The organism is Bradyrhizobium sp. USDA 3311 (assembly GCF_054062495.1).
The window spans coordinates 4,323,329-4,342,552 of the sequence record NZ_JBSSFI010000001.1; the positions used below are offsets into that span (position 1 = coordinate 4,323,329).

The following is a 19,224-nucleotide window of genomic DNA, read 5'->3' on the forward strand; positions in this document are numbered from 1 at the left end:
GCGCTGCAAGGAAAGGAACTGCTGTTGTTGCCGGGCGATTTAGATCAACGCTGATCGAAATCGCCTGCTTTTGAAATAGCTGCGAATTGCAAATGCCGTCGTCAGAATGTTTGATGCGGTCTCAGCGCCAGCCGGGGGCCCGCAATGAGCAGCACGACACATGCCGACGATGATCCCGTGACGACCACTCGTCGTCGCTTCCTGACTGCCGGCTCGGCCGCGGTCGGCGGCGCCGTTCTCGGCACAAGCACTGCTGCTGCGGAGACCGACAATCTTCCGCCCAATGTTCCCGAATGGATGAAGGCACCGGGCGAGCCGACGGGAGGTCAGCTCTATGGTGCGCCATCGCCCTTCGAGAAGGGCGTCGTCAAGAACATCTCGAAGGCTCTCAAGCAATACATTTCGGCGTCCAGCCGGACGCCCTTGCAGGAGCTCGACGGCATCATTACGCCGAACGGGCTGTTCTATGAGCGGCATCATGGCGGCGTCCCGACCATCGATCCGGCGCAGCACCGGTTGATGCTCCACGGCCTTGTCGAACGGCCCCTGATCTTCACCATCGACGATCTGCGGCGCTTCCCGTCAGAGTCGCGCATCCACTTTCTCGAATGCTCCGGCAATCCCGGTTACACCAAGCCGTATGGCAAGACGGCATCGGATCTCGTCGGCCTGGTGAGCTGCGCGGAATGGACCGGCGTCAGCCTTAAGCTGGTGCTTCAGGAGGCGGGGCTGAAGCCGGAGGCCAAATGGGTGGTTGCCGAGGGGGCCGACGCGGCCGCGCTGACGCGCAGCATTCCGATCGAGAAATGCCTCGAGGACGCCATGCTGGTCTACAGCCAGAACGGCGAGCGGCTGCGACCGCAGCAAGGGTATCCGCTGCGATTGTTCCTGCCGGGCTTCGAAGGCAACATGAGCGTGAAATGGCTGCGCCGCCTGCATGTGACTGCCGAGCCCGTGTATTCGCGCGAGGAGACTTCGAAATACACCGATCTCCTGTCCGACGGCACGGCGCGGGAGTTCTCCTTCTACATGGAAGCGAAGTCGATCATCACCCGTCCCTCCGGCGGTCAGCGTCTGAGCGCGCCCGGCTTCCACGAGGTCACCGGCATCGCCTGGAGCGGGCACGGCAAGATCGCCCGCGTCGAGGTGTCCGTCGACGACGGGAGGAGCTGGCAGAACGCGCGATTGCAAGAGCCGGTGCTGACGCGTGCGCTGACACGCTTCCGTTTGCCGTGGCAATGGGACGGCAAGCCCGCGGTGATCCAGAGCCGCGCCATTGACGAGACCGGCTATGTGCAGCCGACGCTGGCCGAACTGCTCGCAGTGCGCGGCGAGAATTATTTCTACCACAACAATGCGGTCTGGCCCTGGCGCATCGCGGCGGACGGCGAGGTGACCAATGCGCTGGCGTGAGATTTGCGGCATCGCGCTAGCAATCATGCTGTGCACCTTTGGGAGCGTTGCGCAGGCGCAAAGCCCTTATGGCATCGGTCGGCCGGCGACGTCCGCCGAGATCGCGGGTTGGAATATCGATATCGGGCGCGACGGCAGCAATCTGCCGAACGGGAGTGGTTCAGTCAGCCGTGGCCGTGAAGTGTTCGCTCAACAATGCGCCTCGTGTCACGGCGAAAAAGGCGAGGGCGGCTTGGGTGATCGGCTCGCCGGCGGGCAAGGTACGATCGGAACGGCCAGGCCCATTCGCACCGTCGGCAGCTATTGGCCTTATGCGCCGACGCTGTTTGATTATATCCGTCGCGCCATGCCGCAGAACGCGCCGCAATCGCTAAGCGATGAGGATGTCTATGCGGTATCGGCCTATGTCCTGAACCTGAACGGGCTAGTGGGAGCGGACGCGACGCTCGACGCGAAATCGCTTGCGGCCGTGAAGATGCCGAACCGCGACAGGTTTGTCGGCGATGCGCGGCCCGACATCAAAAAGTGAACGCGCGCGGGGGACGAGGTTCCCTGCGTTGGCTTGGAACTTGCTTCGGCGAAGGCGGAACTCGCGGGACGTCATTGAATTAACCTGCGAGAGGAAAAAAGCACGGATCCTTCGATGGCAGCTGATCGCTTCGCTAACTCCATGTCCAAGGCGCTTCGCCATCCCGGCGTGATCGCGTTGATCGTGGCCGCCTTGACGATTGCTGCGATGCTGGTCGTGGATCATGGGCCGTGGAGCCGGGCCAAGACGCAGCCGGCCCATGTCGCGATGTATGCAACCACGGGCGAGGCTGCACACGCCGCCGGCGCCAAGGTGCTTCCCACCGAACCGAAATCGCCGGTCGAGCCGGAGCGGCCGGGGCCGAAGACGTCCCCGACCGTCAATCCCGTGACGCCGTAGTCCCCGTCAGCTCTTGCGACCATAGTTGAGAAGACCGCCGTTCGTCTTCGGCGGATGCGCGCGCAGCGCTTCTTCGTTCGGCTCGGTGCCCCAGCCGGGCCGGTCCGGAATGATCAGATGGCCGTCCTCGATTTCCGGTTCATGCGTGAACAGCTCGCGGTCCCAGGACAGGCGATCGATGTCGATCTCCATGATCCGCAGGTTCGGAACGGCCGCGCAGAAATGCGCGTTCATCATCGAGCAGAGATGGCCATAGAAATTATGCGGCGCGACGTTGACCTCGAACGCTTCCGCGGCTGATGCGATCTTCATCGATTGCCAGACGCCGTTCCAGGGCGTGTCGATGATCGCGACGTCCATCGCCTGCTCATGGAAATAGGGCAGGAATTCGCGCAAGCCCAGCAGCATCTCGCAGGACGAGATCGGATGCGGGCTCTGCCTGCGGATGTAGCCGAGCGCTTCCGGATTGAAACTGTCGATCTCGATCCAGAACATGTCGAGGTCCGCGATGGTGCGCAGGATCTTCAGGTAACCCTCGGTCTTGGCGTTAAAATTGCAGTCGAGCAGGATGTCGACGTCGGGGCCCGCGCCGTCGCGGATCGCTTCCAGATGCATGCGCAGGTCGCGCAGGATCTTGCGGTCCACGTTGATCTCGGGCTCGAAAGGTGAACCGAAGCCGGGCCGCCAGCCGGTCGGCTTGCCGTCGTCGTAGGAGAAGATGTTGGTCTTGAGCGCGGTGAACTTCTTCTCGCGTACCTCGCGGCCCATCGCCTTGACGCCGTCGAGGCTTTCGATCGGCGGCTTGTACCAGGACGGATGATTGATCCGCCACGTCGCGCAATGCGACCAGTAGACCCGGACACGGTCGCGGATCTTGCCGCCGAGCAGCTCGTAGCAGGGCACGCCGAGGCACTTCGCCTTGGCATCGAGCAGGGCGTTCTCGATCGCCCCGAGCGCCTGGGCCACCACCCCGCCAGCGGCGGGGCGCGTGGCGGCGAACAGCTCGGCGTAGATGCGCTCATGCTGGAAGATATTCTGCCCGATGATGCGGGTGGACAGGCGCTGGATCGCCGCGCCGACGCCCGGTGAGCCAAAGCCTTCATCGAACTCGCTCCAGCCGACGATGCCGTCGTCGGTCGTCAGCTTGACGAAGTGGTAGTTTCGCCAGCCGGCATCGCAGGCAAGGATTTCAAGGCTTGTTGCTTTTGACGATTTGGTCATGTCGCTCCCTGTCGCCCAGCGGGACTTTGTTTTTCTTGTGGCCAGGTCGCAAGGCCCGGTCCTGACGGCAACTGTTAGGCCAACCATGGACCGGCGTGAAGCCCGCAGCGCTGCGGCCGAGGCTGCCTCTCGCCCCTCTTTGGCGGGGAAATGCCGTGGGATCCGATGGGACGGCCATGATCTTTCCGGGGATCGTCGCGAAAATGCGCCGGGCGCTGACGTTTTTGGCCACAATCGGGACCGACCCTCCACCCATGAAATTTCTGGGCATGATCTCGCTTCTGGCGCTGCTCACAATCAGCGGGGCCGCTATTTCCGATCAGTTTCTGACGGCCGATCAGCACGTTGCGCAAGGGGTGAAGTAGCGCGGCGAGCGAAGGCGCTTTTGTCTTTGCAGTTGTCTTGGGGGGACAGCGATGCTTTCGATAGACCAGTTCTTGCGGCTCATCAGCGTGCCGGCCGTGTTTGCGGCCTTCATCATCGCATCGCAGGTTTCGGCGGCACTGTCGCAAGGTTAGTCAGCGAACCACTGACGAGCCGAGCAGAGCGAGGACTGCCAGCGCCATCAGCGCGGTGCCGAGCCAGCCCAGCGCGACCAGCCACGACCGGGCCCTGAAACGGCCCATGATCGCGCGGCTCGAGACGATCAGCATCATCATCGCCATGATCGGAACGGCGACGATTCCGTTGAGCACGGCGCTCCAGACCAGCATGTGGATCGAGTCGATCCCGGTGAAGCCGAGGCCGAAGCCGATCGCGGTCGCGGCCGCGATGATGGTGTAGAAGCCGGCGGCCTCGTCGGGCTTTGCCTCGAGCGTGGCACGCCAGCCGAAGATTTCCGCAACACCGTAAGCCGCCGACCCCGCCAGCACCGGGATCGCCAGCAGGCCCGTGCCGATGATGCCGAGCGCGAACAGGGCGAAGGTGAAGTCGCCGGCGAGCGGCCGCAGCGCCTCGGCCGCTTCCGTCGCCGAATTGATGTGGGTGACGCCGTTGGCGTTCAGCACGGCGGCCGTGGTCAGGATGATGAAGAAGGCGATGCCGTTCGACAGCAGCATGCCGAACGTGGTGTCGGCCTTGATGCGCGCGATTTCAGGGGCGCCGCCGCGCCGCGTCTCCTCGCGCAGCGGCTGGTCGCGCTTGCCCTGGTTCATCTCCTCGACCTCTTGCGAGGCCTGCCAGAAGAACAGATAGGGGCTGATGGTGGTGCCGAGCACGGCGACCACCATCATGAAATAATCGGCGCTGACATTCGCCTTCGGCCACACCGCGGCGAGCAGCGCGGTGCTCCACGGGATCTCCACGGTGAAGGCGGTCGCGACATAGGCGAACAGCGCCAGGGTGAGGAATTTCAGCACCGGCGAATAGCGGCGATAGGGCAGGAACACCTGGAGCAGGGTCGAGCCCGCCGCGAAGATCAGCGCGTGCTCGTGGTTGAGACCGCCGATGACGAGCGAGAGCGCCTCGGCCATCGCGGCGATGTCGGCGGCGATGTTGAACGTGTTGGCGGCGACGAGCATGGCGACGAGCGCCAGCACCGCCCAGCGCGGCGCGATCCGCATCACGTTGGCGGCAAGCCCTTTTCCGGTGACCCGGCCGATCTGCGCGCTGACGAGTTGAATGGCGATCATGAACGGCGTGGTCAGAAACACCGTCCAGAGCAGCCCGTAGCCGAATTGCGCGCCGGCCTGCGAATAGGTGGCGATGCCGGATGGATCGTCGTCCGCCGCCCCGGTGACGAGGCCGGGACCCAGTCGTTGCAGCAGCGTCGGCTCGGACTTCGTCGGTGCGTCGGCGCTGTCGTGCTTGGCGGGGCGGTGTTTCAGGGCGGACCTTCCGGAATTGCGAATCCTGATCTTAAGCGCGTTCATGGCCGCAAAGTTCCTGCACAATGAGCGTCGTGCGTCTGCTGAAGCCGATGCTGCCAGCCCTTGCGAACGGCACGTTGAGGCTGTAGGGAGCGCCATGAACCGCGATCCGGCGCCCACGAAGGTCGATCCCCTGAAGGCTGAGCAGGCTGCGGCTCTCGACCGTGACGGTTATCTTCTGCTGCGCGGCGCAGTCCCCGCGGCGTGGCGCGATGGGTTGCGCGCGGCTTTCGAGTCCGGCGTGGGCACCGGCGACCAGTGGGCGGCCCCCCGGGGCGCCGGCTGGCGCCACGCCCTTGTCGATCTCGATCCGACGGTGCAGCGGACCTGTCGCCTGCCGCCGCTGCTGGCGGCGGCCACCAGCCCCTGCATCGCGATGGCGCCGGCATGAAGGCCGTCGCCGCCCTGGTCTTCCTCGATGCTTACGGCCGGACAATGGCTCAACGCGCGTGGTCCCGCGTCATCTCGACCGCGGCGCGCCCGACGAGACCCTGTCGCTCGTGACGGCCGGCGAGGCGGGGGACATCCTGGTGTTCGACGCCGATCTGCCGCATGGGGCGACCTGCAACCGCTCCGGCGCGCGGCGGCGCTCGCTGTTGCTGAGCTTCATGCCGGTGGGCGATCGGGCGAGCATTGAGGCCTGTCGCGCCGTCCGCAACGTGCGCATGGACACCAGCGAGGTGTTTATCCCCTCCTGAGCGATAATTCCGGATGCGGAGGAACGTCGCTTCATCGCGCATGTTGTCTCCGCGGCGACGGAATCTTCGCAAGGAGCGGGACAGTCACCATCGCGGCGACGGCGGCGTCAAGCCCGCCTTGTCGCGGTTCGGCCTCACCCCTCACCAGCAGAGACAGTCATGAACAGGCTCAAGCCGGCCAATTTTCGCAATGCGCTCGACTTGAGCGACAAGGTGCAGGTGAAGACCCTGCGCAAGCGCCTCAAGCTGTCGCCCGATCAGTTCGCCGACGCCCTTCGCAAGTCTGGCAATTCGATCTCGGCCCTCGTCAAGGAAGCGGCCGCTGCGAGGCCCGGCAAGCCGGAGGCGTAAGCCGCCGGCCTGACCGCGCTGGCGAAGCCGGCAGCCGGATTAGGAACAGCGCGCCGACGACGACGTTTCCCGTTTTCAGGAAGCGAGGAATTGGCCGATGGACAATCTGACGAAGCGCGAGCAGCCGGACCGCAGCAAGATCAACATGGACGAGGCCTTCGAGGTCAAATACTGGACCCATGCGCTCGGCGTGTCGAAGGAGGAGCTGCAAAGGGCCGTCGACAAGGTCGGCAATTCGGCCGCGGCCGTCCGCAAGGAGCTCGCAGGGTAGGGCATGTCGCCGACAGCATCGTGCGCGAGCGCCATGAGAACAACGAGACGTGAACTTCGCGTCCGGCTACTTGACGCTGACGAACATGCCCCAGACCGCGGCCAGCGCCGCGCCGGTGAAGACGACCACCGGATTGTCGCAGAACGTGCCGCCGTAGCGGCACACGTCCGCGCCGAACTGGCCGAGCTCGTGATGGCTCGCGGAATAGAACAGTCCCGATAACCCCAGCAGTGCGGCGGCGACGTAGTACATCGGCGATCTCTCCGAAAACCTTTCCGGTTGCGCCCTCCTGGGAGGGCATGTCCCAGCCTGACGCGAACAGATTTCATTCCGCCAAATCCGATTTGCTGCATTTGAATAAAGTTTGCTCCGTCGGGCAAATCACCGGCATGATGGCAGCATCGGGCATTTTCCAGCGAGCCCCGCATGGCCGCTTCTCGCCCTTGCGGACTTTGGCCGTTGCGACTGCGACGCCAGCTCTTGACCCCGAACAGAACAGGTAAGCCCGCCTCGGAAATTTGAATCCATCCCGGGAACAAGTTGCAATTCTGTGCGTTAGGTGGCGTCGTTGGGGGAAACCATCGTGCCGACCGCCGAGTACTATTTGAAGCAAGCCGAAATCGCGTCCCGGATGGCTCTGGCAGAATCCGACCCGGAAAAAGCGAGGGCCATGCATATCCTCGCCCTGGAGTATTACGACAAGGCCTACCTTGCGCAGGTCCAGGAAGCGTCGCCACCGCAGCCAACCAGCTCGGCCAACATCATCCAGAGGCAGTGAGAGCGCGATCGTTGACGGTTTCGGATCTCGCCTCTTGGGGCCCTTCGCGCACATGGTGGCCGACGGGCGGATGTTCCGCCTTGTCATTCCGCCAAATCCGATTTGCTGCATTTAAATAGAGTTTGCTCCGTCGGGCAAAACACTGGCATGATGTCAGGATTGCCACAGCGCGTAGGATGGGTAGAGCATTTGCGAAACCCATCGCTCGGTCCCACCCGATGAAGACGATAGCGGCGTGCTCGGTCACATGCAGCGGATGATGGGTTTCGCTGCGCTCTACCCGTCCTTCGGCTTACCGGAGAAAGCGCGATGATCCGTCGTGCCCACGCGTCAGATATCTCTCGGGTGGCCGCTCTCTATCACGCGGTTTGGCACGAGACCCAGGCTCCCTTCATGCCCCACGCAGAAATTATCCGTCGGTCCATGGAATTTTTCCTGGAAAGGATGACGGCACTCCTGCATTCGACTTTGGTAACGGAGTTGAACGAAGAGGTCGTGGCGTTTTCGGCGTGGAGAGGCCAGCTTTTGGGCCAACTTTTTGTGGCGATGCCACATCGAGGGACGCGCGTTGCGTCAAGTCTGCTGACAGCCGCTGAAATTGAGATGGCCAAGGGCGGCATTGCCGAGGCAGAACTGCACTGTGTCGTTGGCAATGACCGTGCGCGCCGCTTCTACGAGCGCATGGGCTGGCATCACAAAGCGGACATCATGGAGCAGGTTGCCGGTGAGCACGGGCAAACCGATGTTCCGTTCTGGTGCATGACCAAGGTTCTCGCCAACTAGCACATGTCCATCGACCACTCTCGAGAGCCCCGCGTGGCCGCTTCTCACACTTGCGGACTTGGCCGCTGCGACTGCGACGCCAGCTTGTGATGTATGGTCCGGCCGTGCGTAGCAAGAGATTCGTCGATCAGGTGGTGAGTGGTCTTGCATCAATGTATCCGGCCTTTGATTGGAGCATTTGCTCCGGGCCATCATGGATATCAGCGCGCGCGCGTTCTCATTAGCGGACAGGCCTCGATTGGGCCATTTGGGTCACCAGTGTTCGCATGCGCCGGGAAGACCGAACCTCCATCTCGTCTCATCCTCTCGCAGACCTCGGCTGGAACCTGTTGATGGGGTTACGTCATCGCATGCTCCTCCTACCTCGCAGTTCCTGTGTTCGAGCCAGGGGCCGTTCCTTCGTCCCGGCCCGCAGGACGTGCGTCGCGTCGCGCGCACGGGCGGTCAAGGCCGGCCGTTGCGCTTGGCTTGCGGCTGGCTCCGGCGTTGCCAGGCCGCGCCTTGACCGCGCCGAGCACGGCGCGACGATCAAGCGGGTCGGACGCCTGCATCGTTGGTCCTTGTCAGCTCGAAGGCGCGTCCTTTAGCCAGCACCGCCCAGGCGATGCGGGCAAGCTTGTTGGCGAGTGCGATCGCCAGCACGTTGTGGTGCAATCGCTTCTTGGCGGCTTCGATCCAGGATCTGAGTCCGTAACGTTCCCAGTTCTTGATCCTGACCAGCACAACCCATGCCGCCTGCACGAACAGAACGCGCAGGTAGCGATTGCCGCGCCGTGAGATTTTGCCGAGGATCGTGCGGTCTCCCGTCGAGATCTGCTTGGGCACCAGTCCGAGCCAGGCGCCGAAGTCACGGCCTTTGGAGAAGACGTCTCCAGTGCCGATCGCGGCCACCATGGCGCTCGAAATGATCGGCCCGATGCCAGGCACCGTCATCAGGCGCGAACATGCCTGATCTTGACGGGCCAGTGCTTCGATCTCGCCGGAGAGGCTATCGATGCGCTGGTCCAGCCGACGCCAGTCACCTGCCAACTCCTCGATGACACGCAACATGCGTGGCGACAGGGCATCGGTGCGCGTCGCAAGGATGGTGGGCAATTCTGTGCGCAGGAAGCCGATACCCTGGCGCACCGCGATCCCGCGTTCGAGCATGAAGGCGCGAATCTGGTTGATGATGCCGGTGCGTTGCGACACCAGGCGCTCGCGCACCCGATGCAGCGCCTGCAGATCCAGTTGCTCTACAGTCTTGGTCGCCACGAACTTCATCGTTGGGCGTTGCACGGCTTCGGCAATCGCTTCGGCATCATTGAAGTCGTTCTTCGGTCCCTTGCTATAGGGGCGGACATATTTGGCCGGCATCAGCCTGGCATCGTGACCAAGCGATGCGAGTTTGCGGCTCAAATGATGTGCGCCGACGCAGGCTTCCATGCCGATCAGGCAAGGCGGTATATTGGCGAGCCGCGCCTCCACCTGGCCACGCGACCACTTTTGCCGCAGCACGATGGCGCCGCGCGTATCGTGGCCCACGACGTGGAACGAGTTTTTGCCGATATCGATGCCGATCACGGCGATCGCAGTACTGGGTGTCTGGGACATGGCGTGCTCCTTGTCTTGGCGCCCCTGGTCAGCTTATCGCTGGCGGGGCAGGAGCACGGCCGGACCATCCCATTAGCGGATATTGCGGATATTGGTGGCTGCGGAAATCGACGTCGCTCAATGCTCACCTCCTGAGTTGCAAGCGGAACGACGCAAAGCATGAAGAGCGGCACAGAGTCGCTGCACCCATGTGCACCGTGCTTCATCCGAACAGCAGGAGAATTGCATTTTGTATAGCGCATTCGGTCAGGATAGCTGACGGTGCGCGCTGCGTTTTCTGGGCATGACGCTGACGTCCGCCGCGTTCCGTGCTATTATGTGAACATTCCAGGTCGTTCGGTCGAGCCCTGTATTGAGGTCAAAACCGATGATTGGAGCCACCATCCCCACATACTTCGTCAGTCCAAGGCGAAGCATTATGAAAGCATGATCACGTTGACGCTCGGCGCCGGCGTGCAACTCGATTTGACAGGAGAAAGCATACGCAGGTCGATTTCAACTCGCGGCAGTTCACGGCGGAGACCTGAACCGCCGCTTGATCTAAGGAGGCACTCATGAACTTCATCAACGTGCGCAGAGTCCCCACATTCACCGCAGCGATGAGACTCACCAAAGCAACGGCTTTTGCTGTAGCGCTCGTGTCCTTTGCCCCCGCGGCTGTGGCGGGAGAGCCGATTGAAAAGAAGGGGACTACTCCTTATGTGACGCACTTTATTTTTCGGCCCTTGATGAGCATTGACACCGCCGAACTCGGCAAGGCCACTACGCTGGAGGCGGTCGGGACCACTCAAAACATGAAGGGGGAGAAGATGCTGGACAAGATGTCAGCACGCTGCGTGGCGCTGAACGTCGCGTCCGGAGACAAGAAATACATTGACGGAGCTTGCGTGCTCGCCGACAGCGACGGCGACAAGATTTTCTCGACCTTCGATACTCGAGACCTCGACAAGGCCCAGCCGAAGATGGATTGTGGAACGCATATCATCACCGGCGGCACCGGTAAGTATAAGGGCATCACCGGAAGCGAACCATTTGCGTGCATAGCTATGCCTGCGTTGGCTGGCTCTGGCGATTATTTTGCGATGGACATCCCGCACAACACGTCCTGGGAAATCAAGTGATCCTGAACCCGATGTCGCCGTAAAGATGGTGTTGAGGCGGCCATCAATCGCTGAACGAGAGCCTAGCCCACCACAGCTGGGCTCTTCTTCTGTTCATGATTTAGGTCAGATGGTCCGCTCCTGTGATTACGGTGACAGTGCTGGACTGCACCCCTGAAGTGAGACACGATAATTACAGTGACAGCGGGGTTGTCACGTGCGTTACCGCACGTTGTTTTGCGCGAACGCGGTTTCGAACTCAAGAGGCGACTGATATCCGAGCGCCGAGTGCAGGCGCTCCTTGTTGTAGACCTCCGCGATGAAGCTGTTGATGTGGCGGCGGGCGTCGCTGAGGTCGGCAAAGGCTTTGCCGTTAATCTGTTCGGCCTTGAGTGTTTTCATGAAGCTTTCAGCCTTGGCGCTCCGTCGGGTAAAACACTGGCATGATGGCAGCATCGGGCATTTCCAGAGAGCTCCGCATGGCCGCTTCTCACCCTTGCGGACTTAGCCGCTGCGACTGCGACGCCAGCTTTTGACCCTGGCTGTGTGAAAACGCCGCTGCTTTGCTATGATTCCCTCGTGATTCTGCGGGGGAAGCTGATGAGGCGCTTCGTTGAGCAGGCGGATCGTGGGCAGCGGACGCATTGCCCGAATGCCTCGATGATTTCATTGACGAGAGCAACCCTGTTCGCGTGATCGACGTATTCGTCGATGCGCTCGATTTGGCCGAGTTAAGCTTCGAGGGAGTGGAGCCGGCGGCGACCGGTCGGCCGTCATACCATCCCTCGGTTCTCCTGAAGCTTTACATCTACGGCTACCTGAACCGGGTGCAGTCGAGCCGACGGCTCGAACGAGAGGCCGGACGCAATGTCGAGGCCATGTGGCTGCTGGGCCGGCTCACTCCCGATCACAAGACGATCGCGGACTTCCGCAAAGACAATGGCTTGGCGCAAGGTATGTGCACGCTTCGTCGAACTCTGCCGTGAAATGGGTCTCCTCGCGACATCGAGCGTCGCCATCGATGGCAGCAAATTCAAAGCGGCGAACAACCGGGAACAAGAACTTCAAGCGGGCGAAGGTGGAGCGGCGGCGAGCCCGGCTGGAGGAGAGCGTTGCGCGCTATCTGAGCCAACTTGACGTGGCCGACCGGCAGGAGCCGACGGAGGCGCTGGCCGCCAAGGTGACGAGGCTGACCGAGAAGCTGACGAAGCTGAAGGAGGAAATGGGCAAGCTTGCTGTCTACGAGAAGCAGATGCTTGCTTCGCTGGATCAGCAAATCTCCCTGACTGATCCCGACAGCCGCTCGATGGCAACCAGCGGCCGCGGCTCCGGCGTCGTCGGTTACAACGTGCAGGTCGCCGTCGACACCGAACATCATTTGATCGTGACGCACGAGGTGACGAACAGCGGTTCAGATCGGGCACAACTCACCAATATGGCCAAGCAGGCGAAGGCTGTTCTAAAGACCGAGACACTCGAAGCTGTAGCCGATCGCGGCTACTTCAACAGCCCGGAGATTCTCGCGTGCCACGAGGCCGGCATCACGGTAACGCTGCCTAAGCCGCAGACGTCTGGCGCCAAATCCGAGGGGCGCTTCGGTAAGCAGGACTTTGCGTATTTGCCAGGGGAGGACGCCTATCGCGGTCCAGCTGGGGAGCGACTGCCGTATCGCTACACAAGCGAAGAAGACGGCAAGATGCTGCGGCGTTACTGGACCACAGTCTGTCAAAATTGTTCGCTCAAATCGCAATGTACGACCGGGCCAGAGCGGCGGATTACGCGATGGGAGCATGAGCATCTGCTCGAGGCGGTGCAGCAGCGACTCGATGCAAACCCACAGGCAATGCGACAGCGTCGCGAGGACAGTCGAGTATCCGTTCGGCACGATGAAGGCTCGCTTGGGAGCGACACACTTCCTCACCAAAACCCTCCCAAAAGTAGCCGCCGAGATGGCACTCTCGGTCCTGGCCTATAATCTGACGTGAGTCTTGAACATCGTCGGGAGCAAGCAGCTGATGGCTGCGATCGTGGCCTGAGACCAAGCCGGTCCTAGCTTCTCACCGACTTCCCCAGGGAACGGTGTTTTTTTCACGACCAAGACCCACAGCGGACATCCGTCAAACGTCTCTCGCTCAAGCCACCACTGCTTCGAGGATGCTTGCCGCTGAATTGGTGGGCACGACCCTCGTCAGGCGAAGACCGGCTTTGCCAAGAAGTGATGCATACTCGGACTCCGTTCTTTCCTGCCCTCCCAGCAGCACCAGCATTGCCATATCGAGCATCTTTCCCTGATGAGCTGCATCGCCGGATGGAAGAACCATTTCGACGACAAGCAGCCGTGCGTCGGGGGGCATTGCCTTGCGGACGTGGCCAAGGATCGTGAGACACTGGTCCTCGTCCCAGTCATGAATGATGTGCGAAAGAATGTAGGCGTCCGCCCCGGCAGGGACGCTCTGGAAAAAATCACCAGGCACTATCGTCACCCGGTCGCTTACACCCCGGGCAGTTAGCAATGCCGGCGCGTCAGTCACGACATGCGGACGATCGAACAGGATGCCGCGCGGTCCATCATGACGGGAAAGCACAGTGGCCAGCATGTTGCCGGTCGCACCGCCAACGTCAACGATGGTCTTGAAAGCCGAAAATCCATATGCAGCAGCGACGGCAGGAGGTTCCTGATTATGGAGGCCGATCATTGTCTCGCTAAATAGCGATGCCTGCTCTGGATGATGTGCGAGATATTCGAAAAATGGCATACCGTGCGCTTTGTCAAAGCCTGGTTTGCCCGTTTGAACAGAGTATTCCATATAATCCCAAGCACCGCGCTGCCAGGCACTCCCGAAAACAAGCAGGGACGATCTTGCAGAGCCCGGCGCACCGGTCTTCAGAGCCTCGCCCAAGGTAGTCAACGCAAAACGCTGCGCCGATTGCTCTGTCAGGATGCCCAGGCTCGCTAGAGTGCGCATCAATCGATGCAGTGACGGTGCATGCACCTGCATCGGACCAGCTAGTTCCGAAGCGCTCTTCGGCCCAGATGCGAGCTGATCGGCTAGTCCCAACTTTGCAGCGACGCAAACGGTTCTTGAAGTAGCCGCCGCTCCCATTTGGATCAATTGGATGTGCGGCGGCAGCTGTTCAGGAGTATTGGCGGTCATGGCAATTCTCCAAAGCGAAAACAACCAGCATACACGGCTGCCGGGTCGCCGACTACTTCCGCCCGTGGTCCTTGGCGGACGTGGTGGCCGACGGTGCGGATGTTCCGCTTTGTCTCCAGGCGGCCATCTGCAACGTGGCGGCCCCGACGAAACACGCCTGAAACAATCCTGAAACCCGATTGTCCTGAACTCCTTTTCCGTCGGCCTCGACCAACCAAGCGATAAGGAGACAATCATGATCCAGATCGGTTCGAAGGAAGAAGTCGCGTTCCTGTTGGCGCTGTTCGGCACCCACACCCAGCCGGTCAAGCGGCCGAAGCCGAAATCACAGCAAGGCTGAAGGCGCTGATCCCATGCCCGGCTTGGCCGAATGCCAGAGCCTCTTGCGGCTCCTGATCGCAAGGGGAGATCCGAAGGCCATCCCGATCGCCAAGGGCGCCATCGATCAATATCTGAACACGGCGCCGGTCAGCGCCCGCGGGCGCGGCCTGCGTGTGCTCCAGCGCGATGCGCTCGACCAGCACGACCTCGCGGTCGGCGTGCAGCGCTCGTTTGCCGAAACGGTGGACGCTTATATCGAGCGGAAGCTGGCGGAGGAGTAGGGACGTCCGCGGCCAATGTTCCCGCACATCACCCGTTGCTCCAATACTGCCGCGCTCGCTGCCATCGAGGCGGGGCCGGCGATCTGCACTTGGGCCAGCTATCCCACACCAATAGCCGCCACATCTTCCTTATCGGCTCCGCGAGCCACGATCGTTAACCGCTCGTCGGGAGGGGCCGTTGCAGCGCCTTGGCTTCATCCCACCGCGCCCGCCAAACGTCGCGCTCCTCGTTTGTAGTTAGTATCACCGGCATCGCCTTCGGATGAATCGGCTCGACGATCGCGTTCGGCGTCGTGGTGAGGAAGCCATAGACCTGATGCGGTCCGGGAATCGGCTTTGACTTCGTGCCGCGGTCACCGTTGAAGGTCGTCCAGATGCCGGCGAACGCGAACAGCGGTCGTGCCTCGGCGAGTGCAAGCCACACGACATCTTTCTTCTTCGTCTCCTGATTGGGCTCCGGCGCATATTCGGCAAAGCCATTAACCGGCACGAGGCAGCGGCGCTCCGGCTTGAGTCAAGCGCCAATGCGGTGACGAGGTGTTGCGAATGTTGGTCACAGGCGGGCCACCAGTGCGCGGCGGCGGCGGCATGCCCCATCGCATCATCACCAGTTCGCGTTCGCCGTTGCCTACGTCCCGGATGACTGGCGCAGGGTAATCCGGAAACACGCCCGGCATCGGCGGCAGGTTGCCTTCATAACGGCGGACGATTCGGAAGAGGTCGGCGATCGCGGCCTGGTTGGTGGCGATCGAATAGAGATTGCACATAACTGCCTACTTGGAAGGTCTGACACTTGGGACTCTAGCGCTCTTCGTTTGGGTGAACCCCCACTTGTATGGCGTGATGCTCTGGGACTGCGCGTCCTGAACTCATCCCCGATACTTCTGGATCGCTCTATGGCACGACAACAGGCCAGGGCGGAGCGGATGCCGGCATCGTCTTCAAGCTGAGTTCCGGCCAGGAGGGATGGACGATGACGGTCCTCCACGTTCTGCCGGTGACAACGACGGGGCCTATCCGAACGGTGGTCTTGCGATGGACCGTACAGGCGTACTTTACGGCACGACGAGCGGCGGCGGGAAAGATGGGCTTGGCACCGTCTTCAAACTCACTCCAACTGATCACGGATGGGAGGAATCGGTGATCCAAACATTTCGGCAGTTGGATGGTTCAAATTGCTTTGGTGGATGCCTACCAATGGCGGGACTGACCTTTGGCACTGGCGGAACGCTGTATGGCACGACAGGCGGCGGCGGCAAATTTGGCGGGGGTGTCGGGTTTTCGCTGACGCCATCTGTCAGCGGCGAGTGGTCCGAACAGGTGCTCTATCATTTCAAGCGCGAAGTTGGCGATGGGCAGGTCCCGAACAGTCGGCTCGTTGTCGGGGAATCCGGCGCACTTTACGGCACGACCAAATCCGGGGGCGACAAGCCCGATATGAACGGTTTTGGCACGGTCTTCAAATTGGTCCCTACACCGACAGGCTGGCGTGAGGTCGTGCTGCATTGTTTTACGGGGATCCGCCGATGGCGGAAGGCCGACAGGAACATTGATACGCGACGCTTCCGGAAACGTGCTTGGCACGACCGAAGGTGGCGCAAGGAGCGGTGTGTCCAACGACGGTACAGTATTCAAGATCGCTGCCGCGGGCATGTTCGGAAGTTAATCCGAGGTCGCCTATTGGGCCCTTCTCAGATTCGCGAAAGGTGAAATCCGATGTCTGCTTCTGAGTTAGATGCGGCAATCGCAGTACGCGCGCGTAGCGGACGTTTCAGCTGTCCCGAGTCGTCCAATGGGCCACTTCTTCCAAGGCATCTGATGTGCGAACGGTAGCAGCCTTCAGATCAGGTCATTCATTGCCTTCAGCCTGAACCTGCGGTTTCTTCGGGCTCTGAAAGCTCTCGCTCAGCGACGCCAGTGCAGTCTTCAGCTCGTCAGGGATAGATGTGAGATCCTTAAATTCATCGAAGGCATGCGCGACGCGCTCATTCGCTGATTTCTCGAACGGTTCGAACCCTTCAGAAATGCGCGCTCCCGCGCCAAGATCGCTGGAGGCGCCCATTGGCACGAGCAAGAGGAGTGCAGTCCCGACGATGCCGATTTTGCGGATGCGGGGGATCGGCGGCGGCTCCACGAGGCGGTCGTTGGCCATGGTCGTTACCTCAAGGCGTACTGTGCCGCCATCATGCCGCTCGTGGCGCACAAACGGTAGACCGTGCGCGTACCATTAAGAGGTACTCAAAGCAGGGGCGGTTTCTTATCTAGCTATCAGAGAAGAGACGGCCAGAATTTCTTGCAGAGGCCCCGATCAGCATGGCAAACAATGACCGTGATTCCCTTTCGAAGCCGCCGCACATTCCTAGGCTGGCTCACAATCTTAGGCGCGTCAGCCGCGAGCGTTTTCGCGTTTGTTGCCGTCGCAAAGTTCTTGGCCTGGCCAGATACGCCTCGCGCGACACCGCGCTATGACGGAGTATCTCAAGCAATCGAGGTGATCGACGGCGAGACCGTAAGGATTGAAGGTAGGACCTACCGTCTTGTCGGCTTTAACACTCCAGAAACGGGCGATCTGGTTCGTTGCGACGACGAGCCGAAAAGAGCGGGTGCCGCTACTCATCGGCTGAAAGCTCTCATCGCAACGAGCGATGCGCGCTTAAGCCGCGTCGCTTGCGCAACGGAGGTGGTCATTTCGGGGCGACCATAATCGGTGGCGGCTCAGCCGCGCTCAAATGTACTCTCATTGCAGCTTGTTCTTCGGAAAGCCTCTTTTCGAGGTATTGCCGTTCAACCTCACTCAACTTGGTCTTGAGCAAGCGCCGATACCGATCGATGTTGTTCTTATGGGTCCGTAGACGAGCAATTCTTTCTTCGGTCATCGTCCATCTCCCGACGGGCGTAGTCGCAATTATTTTCTGTAAAAATGAAGGGGTTAACCCCACCTCGATAGTGGCAGCCCAAGCAGTCCGGTCAAGATGAGAACGCGACTAGTCGCCCAAAGGCAGAGTTCTGCCATAACAAAGCATACGCGATTGCTGCTCGTCAAAAATGCTTGGCAGCAAGAAGCCCGAGCAGAACCGTGCCCGAGACGACGGATACTGCGACCATATTAATCAGGTTTCGCGTGGCACCGATAGCATCGGTGCCGAGGAGGATGGCAACGAGCGCGCTTTTGATTTCTTGCGTTTTGACGTTTGTGGCGTTGTTTTGTAGGCATTGCATTTCTGAGATGGCGGGCCAGGCCGCCATGCGGCCTGACCCTGGCGCTTCCCTGTCGGGATTTGTCCCCGATCTGCAGCCACCATTGCATGCTCGCGGACGAGAAGGCTTAAGGGATCTGGTAAACCAAAGCGGACCGGAGCTGATGGCTTATGAATTCACGATGTCTATTGCGCGGAAAGGAGAGCCAGGCCTTTGCCATCTCGGTGACTATATCAACCGAGGCCTGCTCAAGGCAGCGTGAAACCGTGCGCCGGTACCGCAAGTCTATGGAAGGTCGAGCCGATTTCGGAGGAAGTTGTTCCATGGACGAAGTGATCTTGCGCAAATTGGAGGAACGTCTCGGACCGCTCCATGCCAGACAGCGATTGGGTATCGAGACGGACCACGAGGCACAAATCTTCGGCCGAGGCCTCCTCTCCTTTCACATAAGGAGCTGGTATCCAGTCCATTCGGTCATTCGAACTGCGCTTAAGCTGACCGGTCTCTACTGGCGCGGACACCGAAATACAGGAAGCATTCTCGTCAAACGCAATGATGTTATATTCAAGGAGTTGCCACCGCTTTTCGACGGCTTCACCATACTCCACCTTAGCGACATGCATGTGGACATGAATGAAGCTGCCATGCAGCGCCTGATCGAACTCGTCGGCGACATGCGCTACGATCTATGTGTTCTAACCGGCGACTATCGGGGGAAGAACTTTGGACCGTTCGAGGCAACCTTGAACGGCGTCGCACGACTGCGAGCTCATCTAAAGGAGCCCGTTTATGGAGTTCTGGGCGACCATGATACCATCCAAATGGTTCCGGGGCTGGAGGCCATGGGAATACGTATGCTGCTCAACGAGAGTGAGGCGATTGTGCGCGGCGATCAGCAAATCTATCTAGCCGGGATCGATGACGCCCACTGCTTCAAGGCCGACGATATCGAAAAGGCTGCATTGCAAATCCCGTATGGCGAGTTCTCCATTTTATTGTCACATACACCGGAGATCTATCGTCAGGCGGCTCATGCCGATTTTAAGTTGTTGCTGAGCGGGCATACGCACGGTGGGCAGATCTGTCTGCCAGGATCTATTCCGATCATACTTGATGCAGTATTGCCTCGACGGATGGGGGCAGGAGCTTGGCGGTATCACGACATGGCTGGTTACACCTCTGTGGGCGCTGGATCGAGCGTCGTTCCTGTTCGTCTCAACTGTCCACCAGAAATCACCCTGCACTGCCTTCGTTTGGGCTAACGG

The 19,224-nt window shown here is 60.8% G+C and carries 23 protein-coding genes and 2 pseudogenes; 15 read left to right on the forward strand and 10 right to left on the reverse strand.

All coding sequences use genetic code 11. The features are described from left to right. The first annotated feature begins 144 nt into the window (after window positions 1-144). The 3 genes from soxC (at window position 145) to ACVWW6_RS20470 (ending at window position 2,341) form a co-directional block, all read left to right on the forward strand. Window positions 145-1,413, forward strand: coding sequence for a sulfite dehydrogenase (gene soxC, locus ACVWW6_RS20460; RefSeq protein WP_456681326.1), 1,269 nt, complete (start codon window positions 145-147; stop codon window positions 1,411-1,413). After that, window positions 1,400-1,942: a c-type cytochrome gene (locus ACVWW6_RS20465; RefSeq protein ID WP_456681327.1), complete on the forward strand. Its 543-nt coding sequence runs from the start codon at window positions 1,400-1,402 to the stop codon at window positions 1,940-1,942. The genes soxC and ACVWW6_RS20465 overlap by 14 nt, the downstream gene beginning before the upstream one ends. 114 nt (window positions 1,943-2,056) lie before the next feature. After that, on the forward strand, window positions 2,057-2,341 hold the full coding sequence (locus ACVWW6_RS20470) for a hypothetical protein (RefSeq protein ID WP_011088860.1): 285 nt from the start codon (window positions 2,057-2,059) through the stop codon (window positions 2,339-2,341). Between the two features lie 6 nt (window positions 2,342-2,347). Here the strand turns inward: ACVWW6_RS20470 and ACVWW6_RS20475 are convergent, their stop codons facing one another. Further along, on the reverse strand, window positions 2,348-3,562 hold the full coding sequence (locus ACVWW6_RS20475; protein WP_456681328.1) for a mandelate racemase/muconate lactonizing enzyme family protein: 1,215 nt from the start codon (window positions 3,560-3,562) through the stop codon (window positions 2,348-2,350). 176 nt (window positions 3,563-3,738) lie between these two features. Here ACVWW6_RS20475 and ACVWW6_RS20480 point away from each other — a divergent pair, with 176 nt between their 5' ends. Beyond that, entirely contained in the window at window positions 3,739-3,927 is a 189-nt protein-coding gene (locus ACVWW6_RS20480; protein ID WP_028174437.1) for a hypothetical protein, read from the forward strand. A 153-nt stretch (window positions 3,928-4,080) separates the two neighbouring features. Here the strand turns inward: ACVWW6_RS20480 and ACVWW6_RS20485 are convergent, their stop codons facing one another. After that, the gene (locus ACVWW6_RS20485; RefSeq protein ID WP_456681329.1) at window positions 4,081-5,433 is read right to left on the reverse strand and encodes an NRAMP family divalent metal transporter; all 1,353 of its coding nucleotides are present in this window, start codon (window positions 5,431-5,433) and stop codon (window positions 4,081-4,083) included. 94 nt (window positions 5,434-5,527) lie between these two features. Here ACVWW6_RS20485 and ACVWW6_RS20490 point away from each other — a divergent pair, with 94 nt between their 5' ends. The 4 genes from ACVWW6_RS20490 (at window position 5,528) to ACVWW6_RS20505 (ending at window position 6,750) form a co-directional block, all read left to right on the forward strand. Then, the gene (locus tag ACVWW6_RS20490) at window positions 5,528-5,821 is read left to right on the forward strand and encodes a hypothetical protein (RefSeq protein WP_456681330.1); all 294 of its coding nucleotides are present in this window, start codon (window positions 5,528-5,530) and stop codon (window positions 5,819-5,821) included. A gap of 58 nt (window positions 5,822-5,879) precedes the next feature. After that, window positions 5,880-6,128, forward strand: a complete 249-nt coding sequence (locus tag ACVWW6_RS20495; RefSeq protein WP_236842103.1) for a phytanoyl-CoA dioxygenase family protein — start codon at window positions 5,880-5,882, stop codon at window positions 6,126-6,128. A gap of 159 nt (window positions 6,129-6,287) precedes the next feature. Further along, window positions 6,288-6,479: a DUF3606 domain-containing protein gene (locus ACVWW6_RS20500; RefSeq protein ID WP_161534044.1), complete on the forward strand. Its 192-nt coding sequence runs from the start codon at window positions 6,288-6,290 to the stop codon at window positions 6,477-6,479. A gap of 97 nt (window positions 6,480-6,576) precedes the next feature. Then, a complete protein-coding gene (locus tag ACVWW6_RS20505) occupies window positions 6,577-6,750 on the forward strand; it encodes a DUF3606 domain-containing protein (RefSeq protein WP_456681331.1) in 174 nt (57 codons plus the stop codon). Window positions 6,751-6,816: 66 nt separating this feature from the next. Here the strand turns inward: ACVWW6_RS20505 and ACVWW6_RS20510 are convergent, their stop codons facing one another. Further along, complete coding sequence (locus tag ACVWW6_RS20510; protein ID WP_028174439.1) at window positions 6,817-7,002, reverse strand: hypothetical protein; 186 nt, start codon at window positions 7,000-7,002, stop codon at window positions 6,817-6,819. Between the two features lie 331 nt (window positions 7,003-7,333). Here ACVWW6_RS20510 and ACVWW6_RS20515 point away from each other — a divergent pair, with 331 nt between their 5' ends. Then, on the forward strand, window positions 7,334-7,528 hold the full coding sequence (locus ACVWW6_RS20515; RefSeq protein ID WP_161534046.1) for a hypothetical protein: 195 nt from the start codon (window positions 7,334-7,336) through the stop codon (window positions 7,526-7,528). A gap of 309 nt (window positions 7,529-7,837) precedes the next feature. Next, window positions 7,838-8,311, forward strand: a complete 474-nt coding sequence (locus ACVWW6_RS20520) for a GNAT family N-acetyltransferase (RefSeq protein WP_162603689.1) — start codon at window positions 7,838-7,840, stop codon at window positions 8,309-8,311. A 528-nt stretch (window positions 8,312-8,839) separates the two neighbouring features. On the opposite strand, the gene ACVWW6_RS20525 is transcribed toward ACVWW6_RS20520, so the two are convergent. Continuing rightward, window positions 8,840-9,904: an IS110-like element ISBj4 family transposase gene (locus tag ACVWW6_RS20525; RefSeq protein WP_370204754.1), complete on the reverse strand. Its 1,065-nt coding sequence runs from the start codon at window positions 9,902-9,904 to the stop codon at window positions 8,840-8,842. A 554-nt stretch (window positions 9,905-10,458) separates the two neighbouring features. Between ACVWW6_RS20525 and ACVWW6_RS20530 the strand changes: the two genes are divergently transcribed. Further along, entirely contained in the window at window positions 10,459-11,025 is a 567-nt protein-coding gene (locus ACVWW6_RS20530; protein ID WP_097532620.1) for a hypothetical protein, read from the forward strand. A 201-nt stretch (window positions 11,026-11,226) separates the two neighbouring features. Here ACVWW6_RS20530 and ACVWW6_RS20535 read toward each other — a convergent pair whose 3' ends face one another. Next, window positions 11,227-11,460, reverse strand: a complete 234-nt coding sequence (locus ACVWW6_RS20535) for an integrase core domain-containing protein (RefSeq protein WP_060908349.1) — start codon at window positions 11,458-11,460, stop codon at window positions 11,227-11,229. 144 nt (window positions 11,461-11,604) lie between these two features. Between ACVWW6_RS20535 and ACVWW6_RS20540 the strand changes: the two are divergent. After that, window positions 11,605-12,989 (forward strand): annotated as a pseudogene (locus ACVWW6_RS20540) (IS1182 family transposase). A gap of 147 nt (window positions 12,990-13,136) precedes the next feature. Here ACVWW6_RS20540 and ACVWW6_RS20545 read toward each other — a convergent pair. After that, a complete protein-coding gene (locus tag ACVWW6_RS20545; protein WP_060908348.1) occupies window positions 13,137-14,159 on the reverse strand; it encodes a methyltransferase in 1,023 nt (340 codons plus the stop codon). Between the two features lie 353 nt (window positions 14,160-14,512). Between ACVWW6_RS20545 and ACVWW6_RS20550 the strand changes: the two genes are divergently transcribed. Further along, window positions 14,513-14,761, forward strand: a complete 249-nt coding sequence (locus tag ACVWW6_RS20550; RefSeq protein ID WP_027545907.1) for a hypothetical protein — start codon at window positions 14,513-14,515, stop codon at window positions 14,759-14,761. A gap of 98 nt (window positions 14,762-14,859) precedes the next feature. Here the strand turns inward: ACVWW6_RS20550 and ACVWW6_RS20555 are convergent. After that, window positions 14,860-15,528: pseudogene (locus ACVWW6_RS20555) on the reverse strand (SOS response-associated peptidase). A gap of 199 nt (window positions 15,529-15,727) precedes the next feature. Between ACVWW6_RS20555 and ACVWW6_RS20560 the strand changes: the two are divergent. Further along, window positions 15,728-16,471, forward strand: coding sequence for a choice-of-anchor tandem repeat GloVer-containing protein (locus ACVWW6_RS20560; protein WP_456681332.1), 744 nt, complete (start codon window positions 15,728-15,730; stop codon window positions 16,469-16,471). A 139-nt stretch (window positions 16,472-16,610) separates the two neighbouring features. On the opposite strand, the gene ACVWW6_RS20565 is transcribed toward ACVWW6_RS20560, so the two are convergent. The 3 genes from ACVWW6_RS20565 to ACVWW6_RS20575 all read right to left on the reverse strand — a co-directional run bounded on the left by ACVWW6_RS20565 (window position 16,611) and on the right by ACVWW6_RS20575 (window position 18,007). Next, window positions 16,611-16,913 carry a hypothetical protein gene (locus ACVWW6_RS20565; RefSeq protein WP_456681333.1) on the reverse strand — a complete coding sequence of 101 codons (303 nt, stop codon included), beginning with the start codon at window positions 16,911-16,913 and terminating at the stop codon, window positions 16,611-16,613. Window positions 16,914-17,445: 532 nt separating this feature from the next. After that, window positions 17,446-17,637, reverse strand: coding sequence for a hypothetical protein (locus ACVWW6_RS20570; protein ID WP_456681334.1), 192 nt, complete (start codon window positions 17,635-17,637; stop codon window positions 17,446-17,448). A 163-nt stretch (window positions 17,638-17,800) separates the two neighbouring features. After that, the gene (locus ACVWW6_RS20575) at window positions 17,801-18,007 is read right to left on the reverse strand and encodes a hypothetical protein (RefSeq protein WP_060908345.1); all 207 of its coding nucleotides are present in this window, start codon (window positions 18,005-18,007) and stop codon (window positions 17,801-17,803) included. 275 nt (window positions 18,008-18,282) lie between these two features. On the opposite strand from ACVWW6_RS20575, the gene ACVWW6_RS20580 reads away from it, so the two are divergent. Continuing rightward, complete coding sequence (locus tag ACVWW6_RS20580; RefSeq protein WP_456681335.1) at window positions 18,283-19,221, forward strand: metallophosphoesterase; 939 nt, start codon at window positions 18,283-18,285, stop codon at window positions 19,219-19,221. Window positions 19,222-19,224 lie beyond the last annotated feature (3 nt).

Excerpts from the sequence above, each read along its gene's own strand:
- soxC (WP_456681326.1), top strand. The coding sequence starts at position 145 with ATGAGCAGCACGACACATGCCGACGATGATCCCGTGACGACCACTCGT.
- ACVWW6_RS20465 (WP_456681327.1), top strand. The coding sequence starts at position 1,400 with ATGCGCTGGCGTGAGATTTGCGGCATCGCGCTAGCAATCATGCTGTGC.
- ACVWW6_RS20470 (WP_011088860.1), top strand. The coding sequence starts at position 2,057 with ATGGCAGCTGATCGCTTCGCTAACTCCATGTCCAAGGCGCTTCGCCAT.
- ACVWW6_RS20475 (WP_456681328.1), bottom strand. The coding sequence starts at position 3,562 with ATGACCAAATCGTCAAAAGCAACAAGCCTTGAAATCCTTGCCTGCGAT.
- ACVWW6_RS20480 (WP_028174437.1), top strand. The coding sequence starts at position 3,739 with ATGATCTTTCCGGGGATCGTCGCGAAAATGCGCCGGGCGCTGACGTTT.
- ACVWW6_RS20485 (WP_456681329.1), bottom strand. The coding sequence starts at position 5,433 with ATGAACGCGCTTAAGATCAGGATTCGCAATTCCGGAAGGTCCGCCCTG.
- ACVWW6_RS20490 (WP_456681330.1), top strand. The coding sequence starts at position 5,528 with ATGAACCGCGATCCGGCGCCCACGAAGGTCGATCCCCTGAAGGCTGAG.
- ACVWW6_RS20500 (WP_161534044.1), top strand. The coding sequence starts at position 6,288 with ATGAACAGGCTCAAGCCGGCCAATTTTCGCAATGCGCTCGACTTGAGC.
- ACVWW6_RS20505 (WP_456681331.1), top strand. The coding sequence starts at position 6,577 with ATGGACAATCTGACGAAGCGCGAGCAGCCGGACCGCAGCAAGATCAAC.
- ACVWW6_RS20510 (WP_028174439.1), bottom strand. The coding sequence starts at position 7,002 with ATGTACTACGTCGCCGCCGCACTGCTGGGGTTATCGGGACTGTTCTAT.
- ACVWW6_RS20520 (WP_162603689.1), top strand. The coding sequence starts at position 7,838 with ATGATCCGTCGTGCCCACGCGTCAGATATCTCTCGGGTGGCCGCTCTC.
- ACVWW6_RS20525 (WP_370204754.1), bottom strand. The coding sequence starts at position 9,904 with ATGTCCCAGACACCCAGTACTGCGATCGCCGTGATCGGCATCGATATC.
- ACVWW6_RS20530 (WP_097532620.1), top strand. The coding sequence starts at position 10,459 with ATGAACTTCATCAACGTGCGCAGAGTCCCCACATTCACCGCAGCGATG.
- ACVWW6_RS20535 (WP_060908349.1), bottom strand. The coding sequence starts at position 11,460 with ATGCTGCCATCATGCCAGTGTTTTACCCGACGGAGCGCCAAGGCTGAA.
- ACVWW6_RS20545 (WP_060908348.1), bottom strand. The coding sequence starts at position 14,159 with ATGACCGCCAATACTCCTGAACAGCTGCCGCCGCACATCCAATTGATC.
- ACVWW6_RS20550 (WP_027545907.1), top strand. The coding sequence starts at position 14,513 with ATGCCCGGCTTGGCCGAATGCCAGAGCCTCTTGCGGCTCCTGATCGCA.
- ACVWW6_RS20560 (WP_456681332.1), top strand. The coding sequence starts at position 15,728 with ATGGACGATGACGGTCCTCCACGTTCTGCCGGTGACAACGACGGGGCC.
- ACVWW6_RS20565 (WP_456681333.1), bottom strand. The coding sequence starts at position 16,913 with ATGGCCAACGACCGCCTCGTGGAGCCGCCGCCGATCCCCCGCATCCGC.
- ACVWW6_RS20570 (WP_456681334.1), bottom strand. The coding sequence starts at position 17,637 with ATGACCGAAGAAAGAATTGCTCGTCTACGGACCCATAAGAACAACATC.
- ACVWW6_RS20575 (WP_060908345.1), bottom strand. The coding sequence starts at position 18,007 with ATGGCGGCCTGGCCCGCCATCTCAGAAATGCAATGCCTACAAAACAAC.
- ACVWW6_RS20580 (WP_456681335.1), top strand. The coding sequence starts at position 18,283 with ATGGACGAAGTGATCTTGCGCAAATTGGAGGAACGTCTCGGACCGCTC.